A 16,224-nucleotide genomic window follows, 5' to 3' on the forward strand; every position below is an offset into this window, starting at 1 on the left:
AGGGGGCTTACTGTCAATAGATGACACGCTTTAGTTTGAGAAGGCCATCTGTTTCCAGTTGGGCATATTCGCATAACGCGCCTTGTACGCCTTGATGAACACGCGGAAATCGATGGCCTTGTTACGCATGCGACGATCGTTCAAGAATGTCGGCGAACTGATCCAACGGAAAACTTCCTTTTTCAATCCCGATTTCGAAATGTTCTTGCCGTTCGCATCGTAAATCTTGATTTCGGGGAGCAGGTAACGGATGCGAGTCAGCACCTCGTCGCGCGTAACCTTGATATCCACCAGGTCGCAGCGGGTCAGAAGCGCAGAATCCTTCGAGGCGAGTTCCTTGCGAGTCATGTTCGAGACAAAGATGACGCTCCCCTCGAACTGGAAATGATTCGGTACGCCGGCCTTTCCCTTGTGCGCCTTGCTCCATTCCTTAAGGCGGGCAAGCACCTCCTTGCGCGTCTCGCAATCGAAGGTATCGACCATGTCGGGGCGTTTCGTGTTCCAGGAAATTTCGCGGGTACGGCCCGAATCGAGCGCTCCCTTGAGCACCGCGATGCCCTCCTTGCTCGAAAGCACGGAATCGCAGTCATCGAACACGCAAATCTTGTCGTAGTTCTTGAACAGGAACTCAAACATTGCGCTAGGCGTGCACTTGCCCTTCATAATCACGAAATCCTTATTCTTCTTGCCGAAATGCGAGAGGATTTTTTCTACCGAGAACGACTTACCGATACCGCCCGGACCAGTTACCAGAAGAGCGGGCGAAAGCCCCTTACCCACCACCATCACATGGGCATTCAACGTGCTGAAAATCGGGAGAGCATCCGCAATCAGCTTTTTCTCTTCTCGGTTCATCTTCACGCTGTCATCGACATATTCCGGCAGGGGTTCGTCGAAATCAACTTCGGGCAAATCTTCGCTATCGTCATCGGAATCCACCGCGGAGGCTTCCCGCCCCTTCGCAGATGAACGCGAGCCAGATTTCGCGGCAGACTTCGCACCACCAACAGGACCTTCGAGCAGCTCAATATCTGTGAAATTAAAGGACTCGCCCTTTTTCTTCAAATCAAGATAAATCTTTATCAGCTTCTTGATTCGCGCCGTCGTGTAGCTATGAATTCCCGCCTCACGCAAGAAATTCAGCGTTCGATCCACAGAAACATTAGAGTGGTAACATTCAATTATCGCTTCCACGACACCATACCGTTGACATTTGAAAGGCAGACTCAGTTCGTACGGTTCGTACACTCCATCGGAATGGCGCACCGTGGGTTCCGCCAATTCAACATCACGCGCCTGGTGCGGCTCATCCTTTTGCTTCAAATCCTTATAGATTTTTAAAAGAGAGATGATTCGTTCGCGATTGTAGCCGTGAACTTCGGAATCAATGAACGCATTCACAGTCTGTTGAATCGGATGGTTACCATTATACATCTTAATAATGGCTTCCACCGGCTCATACTTCCCGCAATAATTTTCAAGACGCACCAGACCATCCGGCGCAGGCTTCGACGTTTCTTTCTTTCCGAACCACAGAAATCCCATTTTAACCTACCTTTTTTAATTTTGTGGGAGACTGGATACAATAAACCCCTCCCATATTATCGCTAAACGGGAGGGGATTGTAAAAGCCCGATCAGGGCAGGCTAACTAATAATCTATAGTCTGAGAAATCCATTGCCGGAAACACAGCGACCTATTCTCGCTTTTAACGTCAACGAAATCAGAGCAGCCGATTTCGATATGAGTTTTACTTTCATCAGATGTTTTTGCCCTAACGACATCCCTGTTTATCGCGCCCGCCGGGACAACAACCAACCTAATTTTTCGTTCATCCGGATCATTCAGAATGATATTCCATTCTTCTTGCAAAAATGCGAATTCAGAATTGATCCAGTAAACATCCTTTCCTGCATTTCGCGACGCAAACGTCACGTTGCCACCAACGTTGGTGCCATTTTGACGGAGTAATTCAATTGCTTCTTTTTTATTCATAGTGTTTGTCCTTTTTTGAAAAAAATTTTGAAGTAAAGAGATTGAATTTTAGGGTATATAAGGAAAAACTCAAAAAATCCTAAAATTTTTCTCTAACAAAAACCAACAATTTCAATTAAACAATTAAAAAATCAAACTCATAAAAGTTGGGTAAATATAGTAAAAAATGCACTATTTGTAAAGGTCAAAAATTAACAAAAAAACAGCCCCATATACAGAGAGCTGTTCCATACTTAATGGAATTTCGCTATTTTGGGTAAGTTAATAAACAACTGTTGGCCAAATATCCCCCCCCTATAACCACTTTATAGAAGCATCAATATATTCATATTTATCTCAAAAAAATTTCCCACCCACTTTATCGTTAAATAGATGGGAAGAGAAAATTACTCTACATCTTCCTCTGCCTCAGCAAAGCCCAACAAAGAACTCATTTTTTCCTTAATCACAAAAAACCTCTTTACACTTTTACAACTCGCCTCAATATTGTAAAATTTTGGGCGCATTTCAGTATTTAAGGAAATAAGCTCCTGTTTCATCCCCCTCCCCTTTACAAGTTCCCCATAAAAACCGATATTACAGGTGTAAAATAGGAGAATTTATGATAGGTGCAATTATCGGTGATACGGTGGGGTCGATTTACGAGTTTGACAACATCAAGACGAAAGATTTTGAGCTGATCAAGGACGGCATTTCACCCACGGACGACAGCATTTTGACATTCGCAACAGCGGACTGGATTATGCGCGGGGGCGAAGTGTGGAAATACTACGTGGCGTACGCGAGCAAGTACGATTGTCCGGTTGGCGGGTATGGCGGTGGATTCACCAGGTACGTCATCGATGCCCGCGCTACGGGACAGGGCAAACCCTACGACAGTTGCGGAAACGGCTCAGCCATGCGCATCTCGCCGGTGGGTTGGGCATTCAACACTAAAGAAGAAATTCTTGCCAAGGCGAAGGAATCCGCGGAATGTACACACAATCACCCCGAAGGAATCAAGGGTGCACAGGCGACGGCTCTTGCCATTTTCATGGCACGCAAGGGGGCCTGCAAAGACGAAATCAAAGCGACCATAGAAAGCGAATTCGGCTACGATTTGAATTTTACGCTTGACGAATTACGTCCAGAATACAGTTGGGCTTACCCGGGTGCTGCACTTTGCCAAGGAACAGTCCCGCAGGCGATCCGCTGCGTACTCGAAGCGACGGACTACGAAGATGCCATCCGCAACGCCGTTTCACTCGGTGGGGACAGCGACACGCTCGCCTGTATTGCAGGGGGAATAGCGGAACCCGTATTCGGTATTCCGAAAAAACTGTACACTATTGGGATGAATATTTTAAAGCATTACTTCCCGGAACCGCACAAATTGGTGACGGATTTTGAGAAGAAATTCGGAAACCGAGTGCTCTAACTATTCGAACATCACGCCTTCGTCTTCATCGCTTTCACCGTCGTCGTAGTCATCCATAGACTTGTCGCCGCCGGGGACGATGATAAGGCCGAGCGTCACGGGGTCGCCCTTCATATTCAAGTAGGCTTCGAGCCACAAATTCGTGGAAAGGCGGAGCAGGCGAAGGTCGAGCATGGTGCCGCCCTTGTGGATGCTTTTCGGATTCAAATTGAAGAAAAGGAACTTCTTGTTGATGTACTCGAAGCGGTCCTGCTCGTAGTTGATTGCCCAATCAGAATTGCCGTCGTTTTCCTGACGGTAGGTACAACGGTCATTGTCGATGTCGCATTCGAAACTTGCGCTTTCGTGGTAGCGTTTGTTCCATTCGCGGCTAAAGGCACAGCTCTGCACGCGGCCTGCCCCGTTGCGTTGCTTGTTCAGCTGATCGTTGATGACCACGTAGTCCATCTTCTGATTTTTAACTTGTTCATAGACATTCATCAAGATGATGTATGCTTCGATATCCTTGGGGCATTTGCCGGTCAAGTTCACGTCTTCGTGGGCCTTTAAAAGAGTCTGTTGCAAGTCGATATCGATAGCATCGGGAATTTCGCTTTCCTTAATCTTGTCAAGAACCTTCTTGGGCGGAACAAAGACCACCTTGTCCCCCTTCTTGATGGCATAGCCAAGCTCATCGCGAACATAATCCAAGCACTGTTGCACATGAATGTGCACCGTATTGGAGCCACCCGACACAAAGTCCACGCCAATGCGCACGTTCCATTCGCCAGCGGTATTGCCCGCATTCTTGTCGATTTCGCAGAAGGGGTCTTCGCGGATGCCGTCAATAAAGATGACTTTTGCGTTAAGCTTGGTTACAAGAGAAGCTTCCTTGTCGAGCGCGCCCCCCAAGCTCCAAAAATTCGGATTCAGGCGAAGCACTTCGGCAAAAGCCTTGTCGCCATCGAGGGCGGGTAAAAGCGAATCGTTGCGGGCATTCTTTTCTTTCAAAAGTTCGGAATACTCCGTAACAACGGTCATGTTGCTAAAACCGTTTCGTTTGGCAGGTTCAGGCATCGCGGCGGCAAATGACACCGCCAAAAGGCAAATTACAGCAAATAGTGCAGAAATTTTCATACAGGAAATAAAATACAAAAAAAGATAAAAATAGGTTGGTTGAACTAGGTAGATTGCCGCGCTTCGCTCGCAATGACATTGTTTAAGTTCAATCTTCCAAGCTCTAATATATGCGGAATGTGATAATCCACCCAATCGGGGGTATCGGGGGTCGGATTCACAAAAATCGTCGTCCAGCCGCGTCGATGTGCAGGTTCCAGGTTACGGAGCGAATCCTCGAGCAGCACAATTTCGCGCGGATCCTCGGGCATTTCAACCCCCATCGCAGGGAGTTTTTCGGCAAGCCACGCCTCCATTTTTTCATAGGCGCTTTCGTGCGGTTTTCCTACCCAGCCGAGCTGTTTCAAGTCAAACACGGCATCAATCGCCGAATCGATCCCCATGTGGGCCATGCCCGCTTCGCTCCAATCGTGACGACCGTTCGTAAAAACGAAATGCGGACCTTTCAGGCTCTGCAGCAAGGCCAACTTTTCGGGAGACTTCTTGGGGTAAATCAAATATTCCGGCTCATGAATGAAATCGAAAAACTCGTCGGGATCCGTGCCGTGCATGGCCATCAGCCCCGAAAGGGTCGTACCGAAGCGTTCCAGGTAATCGGTGCGCACCTTATGGGCTGATTCGAAATCACCACCCACCGTCTTTTGTACAAAAAGGGAAATGCGGTGGTCCAGCGAATTGATGACACACCGTTCTTCGGCGCCGTACAAGGTCAAGTCGTAATCAAACAGCCAAACCATACGGACTTAGTATCCCATGGCAAGGCCGCCAATCTGACGCGCAAGGTATGTCGCGTAGTTGTCCGTCATGCCACTCACAAAGTCGAGCACCTGATGGTAGGCTTCGGCAACCGTCACGCTTTGGCCAATTTTTGCTTGGCCAATGAGTCGCACAATGCGGTCGGCGCGGTAGGAATTATTTCCGTTCAGGCGGTAGTCGTAAACGCCGTTGATAAAGGCATCGAGCACGGTGGCAAGCGTCGTGTAGCTACCGACTTCGAGTTCGGTCTTGCGGCGGTCGGGGTAGATGCGTTCGACACCCAGGCGCTTTGCGATGCGGATCCCTTCCATCACGTCGGAGCGGGAAAGGTTCGTCAAATGCTTGACGCGTTCGCCACTCATGATGGCTTCGTAGTTGTTCACGAAAGTCACCGCCACATCGTCAATCAAGTTCTGAATTGCTAAACCGCGGACACTGCTCAAGAAGTCGCGGAAATTCTGACCGTTTTCCTGGAATTCGCGGTCAATATCCACATCGGGGCCGCACAAATAACTGAACATGCCTCGCACATCGCCGTAGCTCAAAATGCCAAGTTCAATGGCATCTTCTACATCCAAGATGCTGTAGCAAATATCGTCGGCCGCTTCCATCAGGTACACCAACGGGTGGCGCACCCATTTGCCCGTTTCCACTTCAGGAATGCCAAGCGTATAAGCGGTCACTCGATAAAGATCCGCTTCGGTCGAAAAAAGGCTTGTAGGCTGCCCAAACTTTGCAAGCTGCGGATACTTAATCATGGCACCAAGTGTCGCGTACGTAAGGCGCATACCACCATCTAAAAAATGGTATTCCAGCTTGCTCAAAATGCGGTGGCCCTGGGCGTTGCCATCAAAGTTTTCGAAGTCAGCAATCTCAGTTTCACTCAAGTCGCGAAGCGGTGCGGAATTACGGTTCTTGCGGAACCATTCGCGAATGGCAGCTTCACCGGCATGTCCAAAGGGCGGATTTCCGATATCGTGCGCAAGGCAGGCGGACTGGACAATCGTTCCGAAATGGTATTCGTTAATGTACTTGGGCAGATACTTTTTAATCAAATGATACACCGTAATCGCAAGGCTGCGCCCCACGCTCGACACTTCGATGCTGTGAGTCAAGCGACTGTGCACATGGTCATTCACCGAGAACGGGTGCACCTGAGTCTTGCGGCCTAGGCGTCTGAATGCTGTCGAAAAAACAATACGGTCGTAATCGCGGTGAAAGTCAGAACGGTTCGGGTCCAAATCGGCGGGGTGCCCGTAGCGCGTCGCAGAAAGCAAAGTATCCCATTGAAGCATGGACTAAATTTAGAAAACTTACTTACGGAGAATCGCAAGCGCTCCAATTGCAACCAAGTCTATTGCCACAAACGCCGTAAGCCAAACGACGGAACTCTGCTGAAAGCCGTAACTATGGAGTCCCACGCCGAGCAAATTCACCCCAAACCAGCAAAGGAACGTGACAATCACATTGAGCGCGTTCATCAGAGCAAATCCTCGCTGTGAAATAATTTTTCCCGCCCACAAATGAAGTGAGAGTAGCGCCCAAAGAATCACAAACAAAGCTCCACATTCCTTAGGATCAAAGCCCCAGAAGCGTCCCCAGGCAAAATCAGCCCAGATGCCGCCAAGGAGTGTTCCCAAAACAGTAAACACCATGCCGAATACTAGAGTTCCGTACATCAGCGAAAAGAGCGGTGTCATTCTTGACCTTCTGTACAGCACCAAGTGGGAAACCACTCCCGACAAAATCATCCCCGCAAAGCCAAGCGCTATCGAGAACACATGAAACGTCAAAAACACCGACGAGTTCAGCACCGTGGGAATCGGCTGGAAGGTATCACCCGGTTCCAACACGAACTTAGCAAAGAACAGCAGCACCGACGCCATCAATGTTATGGGAATCATCAGGGTGTAGGTGCGGCGCTTGCAGAATACAAACGCACCTGATTCAAACACCATCAGCATCAAAGCTACAAGCATCACAATTTCGTACAAGCTAGACATCGGAGGTCGAGCAGCAATGTAGGTGCGCAAAGCAAACATCACCGAAAGAATAATCGCAGTGGCCATGCAAAGGGCATTGGCGAAGGCATCTAGCCTTAGCGAACGGAACACCACGTTAAACGACGAGAGCAGGCAGGCAAGCAAGGCTATCACAAAAGCTACTAGCGCAAAGTTCAGCCCGTGGAACAGGACTTCTGCTTTGAGCCTGCGCGGGCTAAATTCAGAATAGGTCAGTGAATTCCTAGAAACAATCGAAAACGCCGAGCGGTCCGCCACCGATTCGTAAAGCAGCACATTAGCATAAAGCCGCCGAATTTCGGCCGTCGCCGGATGACGGTCGCTACGGGTCGCATACAGCCTAAGGATATCTTTCAATGGCGCAAGATTGGCATAGCTCACATACCGTTTTTCCAGCGGCAGGCGAAGAATCACCGAAACATCGCTGCGAAGCACCTTGAACAAGTCATAGTTCCGTGCCGTCTCAGGAGCAACCAAAATCTGCCGCACCACATCTGTCGCAGCAAGCTTTTTGTACTTCACACGTCCACTCAAGTCATCAAGAAATCCGCGCGCAAAGGAATCGAACGGACGCACCGAAGATTCCACCATAACAGGGGTATCCGGATGAAGTGCTTCCCAAATCGGAATCGCCCGTTCTGACGCATGGGCATCCATCGGCAACACCGCCAACAGTACAGCGAAGGGCAAGATTAGCAGCTTACCACCCTTCGGGGGCGCCAACTTGCACCGAACCTTCACCGCGTAGTGAATCACCGCCCCCAAAAGGAATAGCACCATGAACGCATACGGCACAAAGCGCAGAGGATCGTATGTAGCCTTGTACAGGTCAACCGACTTTCCCATCACACCATCTACCCTACCCTGATAATGGACTGAATAGGCGTAGTCCCTTTCATCTACGGCAACAGGAGTCACCCTAAGGCTGTCATCGACAGCAAAGAAAGAGACAGTCTCATTGACCGTCGACGCATCGCGATAGCCGTTGTATTCACGCTTGATCCCACTTTCAGCAATCCCCCCCACAAGCAAAAAAAGGAGTGCCAAATGCATGAGCCAAAGCCCGATATTCCTAAATCCTCGCGGCATGCGGAAAAACATCGACAAGGCTACATTCAGGGCGGCAAGTACGACAAGCGTCTTGAACGCTGGCAACGGGATGACACCCAGAATTAAAATGAAAAAGCTGCCAAAAAAACGATCAACCGCAACAGCCGCGGGCACCCCCGCCGACTCCGCATTCACCTGCGCGAGCACGCCCCAGAATGTCAGCAGCATAAAAGCTACCAGGAGTAGTGCCGTAAACTTCAGCGACGCAAGTTTTTTTAACGTGACAACGCATCTACCCATACAAACTTTCCTTCATCCAGTTTCTGTTCGCCATCAAAGCGATATGCCACCAGGCGACCATTCCCGCGGTACCCCGCCACACTAAAATCCAAGCAACAAACATTGTCGCGGATCAGTTTCGGAAGCCCCGTCAGCCAATAATGTCCAAAGAACACGGGGCGTTCGCCTTCGCCGTAGAAATTTCGCGAACGCACTTCCGAAGGAACTTCCGCCTTCACATTCATCGATACGCCCGGTTGGAAACAAAGCTCGCGGAAGTTCGCCTTGTTGGGGTCAAGCCACCAGGCAATTCGTGTTTTCACTCGTCGAACGCCTTCGGCATCCGTAAAATGCTCGCCCACGGGCAAATACATTTCGGGGCCCTTCAATACCGTGCTCAACGGCAAAAAAAGGCTGTCGTCATATTCGTAGTCTTCGTCGTTTGCGCGGGCGATGAGCTTGTCAAAATCGCCGTCCGCAAAACAGGTTATCCCCTCGCGCCTAATTGCCGCCACGGCGTCGACATCAAAACAGGCATGCTGCGCCCTGAACGAGTCCGTCTCCAAGAAAAAAGGCAGCGTCTTCACGAACTCGAGAGCATCCAGAAATTCCTGTTTGCATCCAACAAAACTCGATATCGTCCGCGAATGGATCGCCACCTTGTTGAAGCTGTGCTCGCGAAGGTAGCCATCCTTCATCCTTTCCAGATGGTGACCGCCACCGGCACCGTTCCTTTGCCAGAACGAAAGCATGTTGAATTCGTGGTTTCCCATGAGGGCAACCGCCGTTCCCGCATCGCGCATAGCTCGCACGAGTTGCAAGGTTTCGCGAACCTTGGGGCCTCGATCTACATAGTCACCCAGGAACACTACCGTACGAGCACCTCCAGGATAGCGGAAGGCACCCTGCGATTCCTCGTAGCCCAGCTTTTGCAACAAGGCCCGCAGCTCGTCGAAATGTCCGTGTACATCTCCTATAAAATCGAGAGAATCTGTCATACCCTTAATATAACTAATGCAAATAAAATTATCTTTGCAAGCAAGGAACCTTTTTATTTGAAACATGAATTTCTGGGAGTTGCTCACATCTGCCAAAACACAGGACTTCATCAAGGATGCCCGGTCTCGGAAGCTTGATGCACTCCAAGTGTCCACACGTCTGAACAAAGACGGCTGTTCCAACGAAGAACGGTCCGTCATCATGGATTACATGGCACTAGTTCCCAAGTTCCGCGAGAAATTCTTTGGTGAATCAGAACGAAAGGACAAATTTCTGCTCTGCGACAAGCTAGCTCTGGAGCAAAGTACCGCCCAAGATATCGGACGCTGGAAGGCAGGCCTTTGGCCTAGCGAAGGCTCAGTCCACGATTTATGCTGCGGCATGGGTGGAGACAGTTTCTTCTTGCCGAGGAGTTTAAAAATTACGGGAGTCGATCTCGACGAAAACCGCCTAGCGATGTACCGCTACAACATGGGCGTTCTCGGGAAATCAGCTGAGTCGCAATGTGCCGATGTCCGCGAAGTCGCCCGCAACAACGATTCCAACGGCAACAAAAAAAAGGACTACTTCACCATTGATCCCGCCCGCCGCGCCATCGAAGGCGAAAACCAGCGGGACCTGCGCAACCTGACGCCCACGCTCGAAGAAGTCGCCGAAATCAGCAAGCACTACAAGGGCGGCATGGCAAAGCTCCCTCCCGGATATCCACCGGCGGAAATTCCCGACGGAACCGAGATTCTTTATTTAGGCGGTCACAGCGACTGCCGCGAATGCCTCGTGTTGTTCGGCGCGCTCGCCAAGAACCCGGACACCGTCCGCGCAGTCATCGTGGACAAATCCGGCGAAACGCTTGCCGAATGGAGCCGCAAACGCGACCGCGAGAGCGAGACACTGGACGACGAGCTACAGGAAAAACTCGACAAGAACGACACCCTCGAAGGCAAGGACCGCACTTACCGCACGGCGACCAGCAGGAACGACCTGCCCCTCGGCTGCATCAGCCAATATATCTCAGAACCGGCGCCAGTCCTTATTCGAAGCCACCTCTTCAACCAAGCGGCCCTCGACTGCGACCCAAGCGCACACCTGATTTCAGAAGGCATCGCCTACGTCACCAGCGAAAAGCCGCTAAGCGCACCAGGATTTTCGTGCTACGAAGTGCTCGCCCACGCAGAAATTGCAACGGGCGCCGTGCGCGCCATGCTCAAGGAACACGACATCGGAAAAATAACACTCAAGCTCCGTGGCGTAAAGCTCGATCCCGATGCCGAAATCAAGCGCTTAAAGTCCAAAGGCAAGAATTCCGCGATTCTTTTCTACACTCGCGCCTATGGGGAAAAGATTGCGATACTAGCGAGAAAATTTTAAACATGTCTATAAAACTTGAACCATCTTGGCTGAACCTGCTCGCCGACCAGTTCGAGCAACCCTACTTCAAACAAATCAAGGAAAAGCTTTTGCAAGAGAAGGCGGAACACCACGTGGTGTACCCTCCGGGATCCCAGATTTTTGCAGCCCTCGATTTTTGCCCGGTCGACAAGGTCAAGGCGGTCATTATCGGGCAGGACCCTTACCACAATCCGGGACAGGCTCACGGGCTCTGCTTCTCGGTACCCATGGGAATCCAGCCGCCCCCCTCGCTCATCAACATTTTCCAGGAACTGCACGACGACCTGGGAATCAACCCGCCGCCACACGGGAACCTTGAAAGCTGGGCTCACCAGGGAATTTTACTGCTCAACGCATCGCTCACGGTGCGCGCCCACATGGCAGCAAGCCATGCCGGAATCGGCTGGCAACAGTTCACCGACACCATCATCAAGCGTTTGTCCGAAACCCGCGAAAACCTAGTATTCCTGCTCTGGGGCAGTTTCGCCATCAAGAAACAGGAACTAGTCGCAAAAAATCGCGGGCACCTGATTCTAACAGCGCCCCACCCGAGCCCACTTTCTGCCTATCGGGGATTCTTTGGTTGCAAACACTTCAGCAAAGCCAACGAATATTTGAGGAGCAAGGGTCTCGAACCCATCGACTGGAGCATCAAGTAGCGCCGCACCAGTCTAATTTTCTATATTAAACAACATGAATCGCAAGAATACTTTTGGCCGTCTATTGCTCTTTGTTGTACTGGGCCTGATTATCGGCGGAATCCTGGGCGAATGTCTCGGGGTGCTGTTTGGTCAGCTTGGTGAGTTGATGAATGCGGGTGGATACAACAACGTGGTCCACAATTTCTTCGTGTCATCGTTCAACTTTAACATCGGCTTTGGCGATAAGCCCGAACCTGTCGTCTTGGACCTCTACCTCGTCAAGCTGGCCCTTGGTTTTGGCATCAAGCTGAACGTCGTTAGCGTCATCGGCATGGTTATTGGTATCTACATAATGAAATGGTCCGGAGAAAGGTAATGTTTACTATTGACGAACTTCAAGCCAAGCTCGCTGGCGGTGCAACTGCAGTTTCACTCGCCGAAGAATCCCTCGCAAAGATTGAATCTACTAAGAATTTAAACGCCTACATTAGTGTTTTGAACGAACGCGCCTTGCAGAAGGCCGCCGAATCCGACAAACGCCGCGCCGAAGGCAAGACTCTCGGAGCCCTCGACGGTATTCCGGTTGCAGTCAAAGATAACATGTGCATCGAAGGCACTCGCACCACGGCCGCGTCCAAGATTCTTGAAAACTTTGTCGCCCCCTACACCGCTACCGCTATCGAAAAACTCGAAGCCGCCGGTGCCGTGATCGTCGGCAAGACGAATATGGACGAATTCGCCATGGGTTCGAGCAACGAGACCTCCTACTTCGGTAAGGTCGTGAACCCGCTCGATGAATCCCGCGTTCCGGGTGGTTCCAGTGGCGGTTCGGCCGTAGCCGTGGCCAGTGGCACGGTCGCCTGTGCGCTCGGCTCCGACACCGGTGGTTCCATTCGTCAGCCCGCCGCCTGCACAGGCGTTGTGGGCTTAAAGCCCACCTACGGCCGCGTCTCCCGTTACGGCCTCTTGGCTTACGCAAGCTCTTTGGACCAGATTGGCCCCTTCGGTGCAACCGTTAAGGATACCGCCACCCTCCTCGGCGCTATCTGCGGCATCGACCCCCACGACAACACCACCAGCACTCGCCCGACCGAAGACTTTACCGCTAAGCTCGACGCTGGCGTGAAGGGCAAGGTGATTGGCGTTCCGAAGGAATATTTTGGCGAAGGCCTCGACCCCGAATGCAAGGCAGCTATCGAAGGTATGCTGAAAAAGCTCGAAGCCGAAGGCGCCACCCTCAAGGAAATCAGCCTCCCGCACATCAGCTACGCCGTATCCAGCTACTACATCATTGCAACCGCCGAAGCAAGTTCGAACCTCTCCCGCTACGACGGCGTTCGCTACGGCTACCGCAGCAAAGAAGCCCGCAAGCTCTTTGACCTGTACGCCAAGTCCCGCAGCGAAGGTTTCGGCAAGGAAGTTCAGCGTCGCATTCTCCTCGGAAGCTACGTTCTTTCTGCAGGCTTCTACGACGCCTACTACGTGCAGGCCCAGAAGGTCCGTCGCCTGATTACCGATGACTTCAACAAGGCTTTCGAAAGCTGCGACGTGATTGCAAGCCCGACAATGCCGGGGCTCCCGCTCAAGTGCGGCATGAACGAATCCGACCCGATGGCCGTTTACCTCAGCGACATCTACACCGTGAGCCTGAACCTTTCCGGCCTCCCGGGCGTAAGCGTGCCGTGCGGCATGGCCGGCGGACTCCCCGTGGGTCTCCAGTGGATCGGCAAGCCGTTTATGGAAGCCGACCTGCTCAGCGTCGCCGCCGCAACAGAGCGCTTGAACAAGTAATTGCGACGTGATAAAATTTAAAAGACCTGTTCTTCGGAACAGGTCTTTTTCGTCTGCTAAAAAAACAATCTTAAATTTCGCAATCCTTAATTGCTGAAAGCGAACCTGCCGAATACGCCTTCTTGATACATTCGGCAACGGATTCTGCAAGATCAATAACTTCTTGCGGGATAGCAATGGAGTCTCCATCGCTACCGCTGCTATCAACAGTATTCGCCTTGACAATAGAATCAGCTACAGCTTGAGCAATAGAATCGGCTACGGCTTGAGCAACAGAATCCGCAATAGCTTGGGCGATTGAATCGGCGATCGCCTTTTCTTTGGCTCTGCGGTCTTCGGCCGCTTCATAGACTTTCGCCGGAACGCGATTCAATGTGACACCGTTCTTACTCACGACTCTGACAAGGCCGTCGTGGACGCCGTAATAGAACGCCGAGATGTTGCACACGTTATACGAACTGTCGGTTGCATTGAACACTATAATGTCGTAATACGTGGAATCAGCCACTTTGAGGGAATCCTTGAAACTCAGCTTATTGCCATTCTTTGTTGTCGCCGGGAAAACGGGATCGTCGAAAATGATTTTTTCATTCAGGGCCGGATTGCAACGGACAACTATGGAGACATCATTCAATTGCTGATCTACATAGAGCTGCACATCAATGCCAGACGTAAGCGCCTTGGCAGCATAGTACATCTCAGGTTGGTCTTTTGTACCGAAATCGACATGCTGATCTATCTTGTCGACAAAGTTGACCGTATCCGCCAAATAGATGACAGAATCTTCGCTGAAGCCCTTCTTGGAATCCAGCAACATCTGCACATCCTTGGACATCGAAGAACTTTCATCATCACCACAGGCCCAAAGAAGCGCCACAAAAGCAAGAAAAAGAACCTTTTTCATTAGTCGTCCTCCTCATTGATTGCAATGTAGCTACCGTCTTCCATCTCTATTTTCAAAATGCCCTTCTTTGTCTGGTAATACAACCTGGCACTTGATTCAACCGTATTTGTCTGATAATCGTTCTTATACGACTGTTCGTATTTGCGCCCCTTGGCAACAGCGACATCGGTATATGTGACTCCATTTATCTCCATCTTTTCGATATACGACGAATCGTGCGCGCTTTTGAGCGATTCCGGATTCCGAAGCGAGAAAACATACTGTCCAAACTCGGCCGTGATAGTTTGATTCAATTTGTCTTGCTCATTATAATAGAAAGTCGTCGTTTCTATAGAAAGGGAAATAGAATAAATGGGATACGCCGATTCCAGAATAGTATTCAAATGCTTAGTGCAAACATCATCGATATAGTTATCTCTATCAATGACAGCAAGCGAAAACTGATAGCCGTCCGAATGCTTGTACGGAATTGCCTTGCCCACTTTATAATTGCCAAATTCTGCCGCATACCCACTGATTTTCGAATTGTCGCTACACTTGTAATAATTGGGTTCAGTTGTTACAACGTCTCCGCATGCACAAAAAAACGCAAGCGAAAAATTCATCAAAAGCAATAATTTAGTACAAAATTTCATCATAGTACAAATATATATTCATTTTGAAAAAAAACATAAACAAAACGCCCCCGGATTTTCTCCGGAGGCATTTTCTAAACGATTACCGAAAGCGGAATTAGTCGCCCGTATGGTAGTTCGGGGCTTCCTTCGTAATCGTCACGTCATGCGGGTGAGATTCGCGGAGACCTGCACCCGTAATACGGACAAACGTTGCCTTCTTGTAGAGTTCGTCGAGGTTTGCCGCACCTGCGTAGCCCATCGCGGAATGGATACCGCCAATCAGCTGGTAAACGGTGTCGCGGAGCGGGCCCTTGTACGGCACGCGGCCTTCGATGCCTTCCGGAACGAACTTGCGCGGTTCCTGCACGCCGCCCTGGAAGTAACGGTCAGCAGAACCGGCCTTCATGGCGCCGAGAGAGCCCATGCCGCGGTAGCTCTTGTAGCTACGGCCATCGGCGAGGATGACTTCGCCCGGAGCTTCTTCGGTACCGGCAAAGAGAGAACCCACCATCACGGCGTGACCGCCAGCGGCCAAGGCCTTCACGATGTCGCCAGAGAACTTGAGGCCACCGTCAGCGATAATCTTCACGCCGACCTTACGGGCCATCTTGCCGCATTCCACCACGGCGGAGAACTGCGGGTAACCGACACCGGCCACGATACGCGTAGTGCAAATGGAACCCGGACCGATACCCACCTTGACGATGTTGGCACCGCACTTGGCGAGTTCTTCGACAGCTTCCGGCGTGCAAACGTTACCGGCGCAAATCGTGAGCTTCGGATACTTTTTGCGAACGGTCTTCACCATGTTGCGCACACCGATGTGGTGGCCATGAGCCGTATCGATAATCAACAGGTCGACGCCGGCGTCCACGAGGGCGGCGACGCGTTCAAGCGTATTGGCGGAAGTGCTGACAGCGGCACCCACGAGCAACTGGCCGTTCTTGTCGAGGCTTGCGTTCGGGTTGTTTTCACGCTTCAAGATGTCCGTCATGGTAATGAGGCCCTTCAAGGCGCCAGAAGCATCCACCAGCGGAAGCTTTTCGATACGCTTTTCGGCGAGGATTTCCTTCGCCTTGGCGAGGCTCACCTTCGGGCTTGCCGTCACCGGATTCTTCGTCATCACGGTGCGAATCTTTGCGTTCATGTCGCTCACGGTGCGCAGGTCGCGGCTAGTGAGCATGCCCACGAGCTTACCCTTCGAAAGAATCGGGAAACCGCTCACCTTGTTGCGGGCGCGGAGTTCAAA

General features: G+C 51.0%; 16 protein-coding genes. 5 read left to right on the forward strand and 11 right to left on the reverse strand.

The window, feature by feature from the left end; all coding sequences use genetic code 11:
• Positions 1-30: 30 nt before the first annotated feature.
• From ACKI61_RS07945 to ACKI61_RS07955, 3 genes are all read right to left on the reverse strand, one after another.
• Positions 31-1,545: a hypothetical protein gene (locus ACKI61_RS07945; RefSeq protein WP_407457210.1), complete on the reverse strand. Its 1,515-nt coding sequence runs from the start codon at positions 1,543-1,545 to the stop codon at positions 31-33.
• A gap of 105 nt (positions 1,546-1,650) precedes the next feature.
• Positions 1,651-1,995, reverse strand: coding sequence for a hypothetical protein (locus ACKI61_RS07950; RefSeq protein ID WP_407457211.1), 345 nt, complete (start codon positions 1,993-1,995; stop codon positions 1,651-1,653).
• A 386-nt stretch (positions 1,996-2,381) separates the two neighbouring features.
• Entirely contained in the window at positions 2,382-2,534 is a 153-nt protein-coding gene (locus ACKI61_RS07955) for a hypothetical protein (RefSeq protein ID WP_407457212.1), read from the reverse strand.
• Positions 2,535-2,596: 62 nt separating this feature from the next.
• Here ACKI61_RS07955 and ACKI61_RS07960 point away from each other — a divergent pair, with 62 nt between their 5' ends.
• Positions 2,597-3,412, forward strand: a complete 816-nt coding sequence (locus ACKI61_RS07960; protein ID WP_407457213.1) for an ADP-ribosylglycohydrolase family protein — start codon at positions 2,597-2,599, stop codon at positions 3,410-3,412.
• Here the strand turns inward: ACKI61_RS07960 and ACKI61_RS07965 are convergent, their stop codons facing one another.
• Genes ACKI61_RS07965 through ACKI61_RS07985 form a run of 5 tightly spaced genes read right to left on the reverse strand, consistent with a single transcriptional unit; the run spans position 3,413 to position 9,632 of the window.
• Positions 3,413-4,528: a hypothetical protein gene (locus ACKI61_RS07965; protein ID WP_407457214.1), complete on the reverse strand. Its 1,116-nt coding sequence runs from the start codon at positions 4,526-4,528 to the stop codon at positions 3,413-3,415.
• 44 nt (positions 4,529-4,572) lie between these two features.
• Complete coding sequence (locus tag ACKI61_RS07970; RefSeq protein WP_407457215.1) at positions 4,573-5,265, reverse strand: pyrimidine 5'-nucleotidase; 693 nt, start codon at positions 5,263-5,265, stop codon at positions 4,573-4,575.
• 6 nt (positions 5,266-5,271) lie between these two features.
• On the reverse strand, positions 5,272-6,579 hold the full coding sequence (locus ACKI61_RS07975) for a deoxyguanosinetriphosphate triphosphohydrolase (RefSeq protein WP_072977314.1): 1,308 nt from the start codon (positions 6,577-6,579) through the stop codon (positions 5,272-5,274).
• Positions 6,580-6,597: 18 nt separating this feature from the next.
• Complete coding sequence (locus ACKI61_RS07980; RefSeq protein ID WP_407457216.1) at positions 6,598-8,655, reverse strand: cytochrome c biogenesis protein; 2,058 nt, start codon at positions 8,653-8,655, stop codon at positions 6,598-6,600.
• Complete coding sequence (locus tag ACKI61_RS07985; protein ID WP_407457217.1) at positions 8,631-9,632, reverse strand: metallophosphoesterase; 1,002 nt, start codon at positions 9,630-9,632, stop codon at positions 8,631-8,633. Before ACKI61_RS07985 ends, ACKI61_RS07980 begins: the two co-directional genes overlap by 25 nt.
• A gap of 64 nt (positions 9,633-9,696) precedes the next feature.
• Here ACKI61_RS07985 and ACKI61_RS07990 point away from each other — a divergent pair, with 64 nt between their 5' ends.
• Genes ACKI61_RS07990 through gatA form a run of 4 tightly spaced genes read left to right on the forward strand, consistent with a single transcriptional unit; the run spans position 9,697 to position 13,454 of the window.
• Positions 9,697-11,001, forward strand: a complete 1,305-nt coding sequence (locus ACKI61_RS07990; protein ID WP_407457218.1) for a THUMP-like domain-containing protein — start codon at positions 9,697-9,699, stop codon at positions 10,999-11,001.
• A gap of 2 nt (positions 11,002-11,003) precedes the next feature.
• Complete coding sequence (gene ung, locus ACKI61_RS07995; protein ID WP_407457219.1) at positions 11,004-11,681, forward strand: uracil-DNA glycosylase; 678 nt, start codon at positions 11,004-11,006, stop codon at positions 11,679-11,681.
• Between the two features lie 34 nt (positions 11,682-11,715).
• On the forward strand, positions 11,716-12,039 hold the full coding sequence (locus ACKI61_RS08000; RefSeq protein ID WP_407457220.1) for a DUF4321 domain-containing protein: 324 nt from the start codon (positions 11,716-11,718) through the stop codon (positions 12,037-12,039).
• Entirely contained in the window at positions 12,039-13,454 is a 1,416-nt protein-coding gene (gene gatA, locus ACKI61_RS08005) for an Asp-tRNA(Asn)/Glu-tRNA(Gln) amidotransferase subunit GatA (RefSeq protein ID WP_407457221.1), read from the forward strand. Before ACKI61_RS08000 ends, gatA begins: the two co-directional genes overlap by 1 nt.
• 70 nt (positions 13,455-13,524) lie before the next feature.
• Here gatA and ACKI61_RS08010 read toward each other — a convergent pair whose 3' ends face one another.
• The 3 genes from ACKI61_RS08010 to ACKI61_RS08020 all read right to left on the reverse strand — a co-directional run.
• A complete protein-coding gene (locus tag ACKI61_RS08010) occupies positions 13,525-14,358 on the reverse strand; it encodes a hypothetical protein (RefSeq protein WP_407457222.1) in 834 nt (277 codons plus the stop codon).
• Entirely contained in the window at positions 14,358-14,963 is a 606-nt protein-coding gene (locus ACKI61_RS08015) for a hypothetical protein (protein ID WP_407457223.1), read from the reverse strand. Before ACKI61_RS08015 ends, ACKI61_RS08010 begins: the two co-directional genes overlap by 1 nt.
• A gap of 127 nt (positions 14,964-15,090) precedes the next feature.
• The coding region (locus tag ACKI61_RS08020; RefSeq protein WP_407457224.1) for an IMP dehydrogenase at positions 15,091-16,224 on the reverse strand (1,134 nt) is incomplete at its 5' end.

This window comes from Fibrobacter sp. (assembly GCF_045601785.1).
Lineage (GTDB): Bacteria > Fibrobacterota > Fibrobacteria > Fibrobacterales > Fibrobacteraceae > Fibrobacter.

Bases quoted from the DNA above. Each gene is read 5' to 3' on its own strand.
- ACKI61_RS07945 (WP_407457210.1), bottom strand. From the start codon at position 1,545: ATGGGATTTCTGTGGTTCGGAAAGAAAGAAACGTCGAAGCCTGCGCCG.
- ACKI61_RS07950 (WP_407457211.1), bottom strand. From the start codon at position 1,995: ATGAATAAAAAAGAAGCAATTGAATTACTCCGTCAAAATGGCACCAAC.
- ACKI61_RS07955 (WP_407457212.1), bottom strand. From the start codon at position 2,534: ATGAAACAGGAGCTTATTTCCTTAAATACTGAAATGCGCCCAAAATTT.
- ACKI61_RS07960 (WP_407457213.1), top strand. From the start codon at position 2,597: ATGATAGGTGCAATTATCGGTGATACGGTGGGGTCGATTTACGAGTTT.
- ACKI61_RS07965 (WP_407457214.1), bottom strand. From the start codon at position 4,528: ATGAAAATTTCTGCACTATTTGCTGTAATTTGCCTTTTGGCGGTGTCA.
- ACKI61_RS07970 (WP_407457215.1), bottom strand. From the start codon at position 5,265: ATGGTTTGGCTGTTTGATTACGACTTGACCTTGTACGGCGCCGAAGAA.
- ACKI61_RS07975 (WP_072977314.1), bottom strand. From the start codon at position 6,579: ATGCTTCAATGGGATACTTTGCTTTCTGCGACGCGCTACGGGCACCCC.
- ACKI61_RS07980 (WP_407457216.1), bottom strand. From the start codon at position 8,655: ATGGGTAGATGCGTTGTCACGTTAAAAAAACTTGCGTCGCTGAAGTTT.
- ACKI61_RS07985 (WP_407457217.1), bottom strand. From the start codon at position 9,632: ATGACAGATTCTCTCGATTTTATAGGAGATGTACACGGACATTTCGAC.
- ACKI61_RS07990 (WP_407457218.1), top strand. From the start codon at position 9,697: ATGAATTTCTGGGAGTTGCTCACATCTGCCAAAACACAGGACTTCATC.
- ung (WP_407457219.1), top strand. From the start codon at position 11,004: ATGTCTATAAAACTTGAACCATCTTGGCTGAACCTGCTCGCCGACCAG.
- ACKI61_RS08000 (WP_407457220.1), top strand. From the start codon at position 11,716: ATGAATCGCAAGAATACTTTTGGCCGTCTATTGCTCTTTGTTGTACTG.
- gatA (WP_407457221.1), top strand. From the start codon at position 12,039: ATGTTTACTATTGACGAACTTCAAGCCAAGCTCGCTGGCGGTGCAACT.
- ACKI61_RS08010 (WP_407457222.1), bottom strand. From the start codon at position 14,358: ATGAAAAAGGTTCTTTTTCTTGCTTTTGTGGCGCTTCTTTGGGCCTGT.
- ACKI61_RS08015 (WP_407457223.1), bottom strand. From the start codon at position 14,963: ATGAATTTTTCGCTTGCGTTTTTTTGTGCATGCGGAGACGTTGTAACA.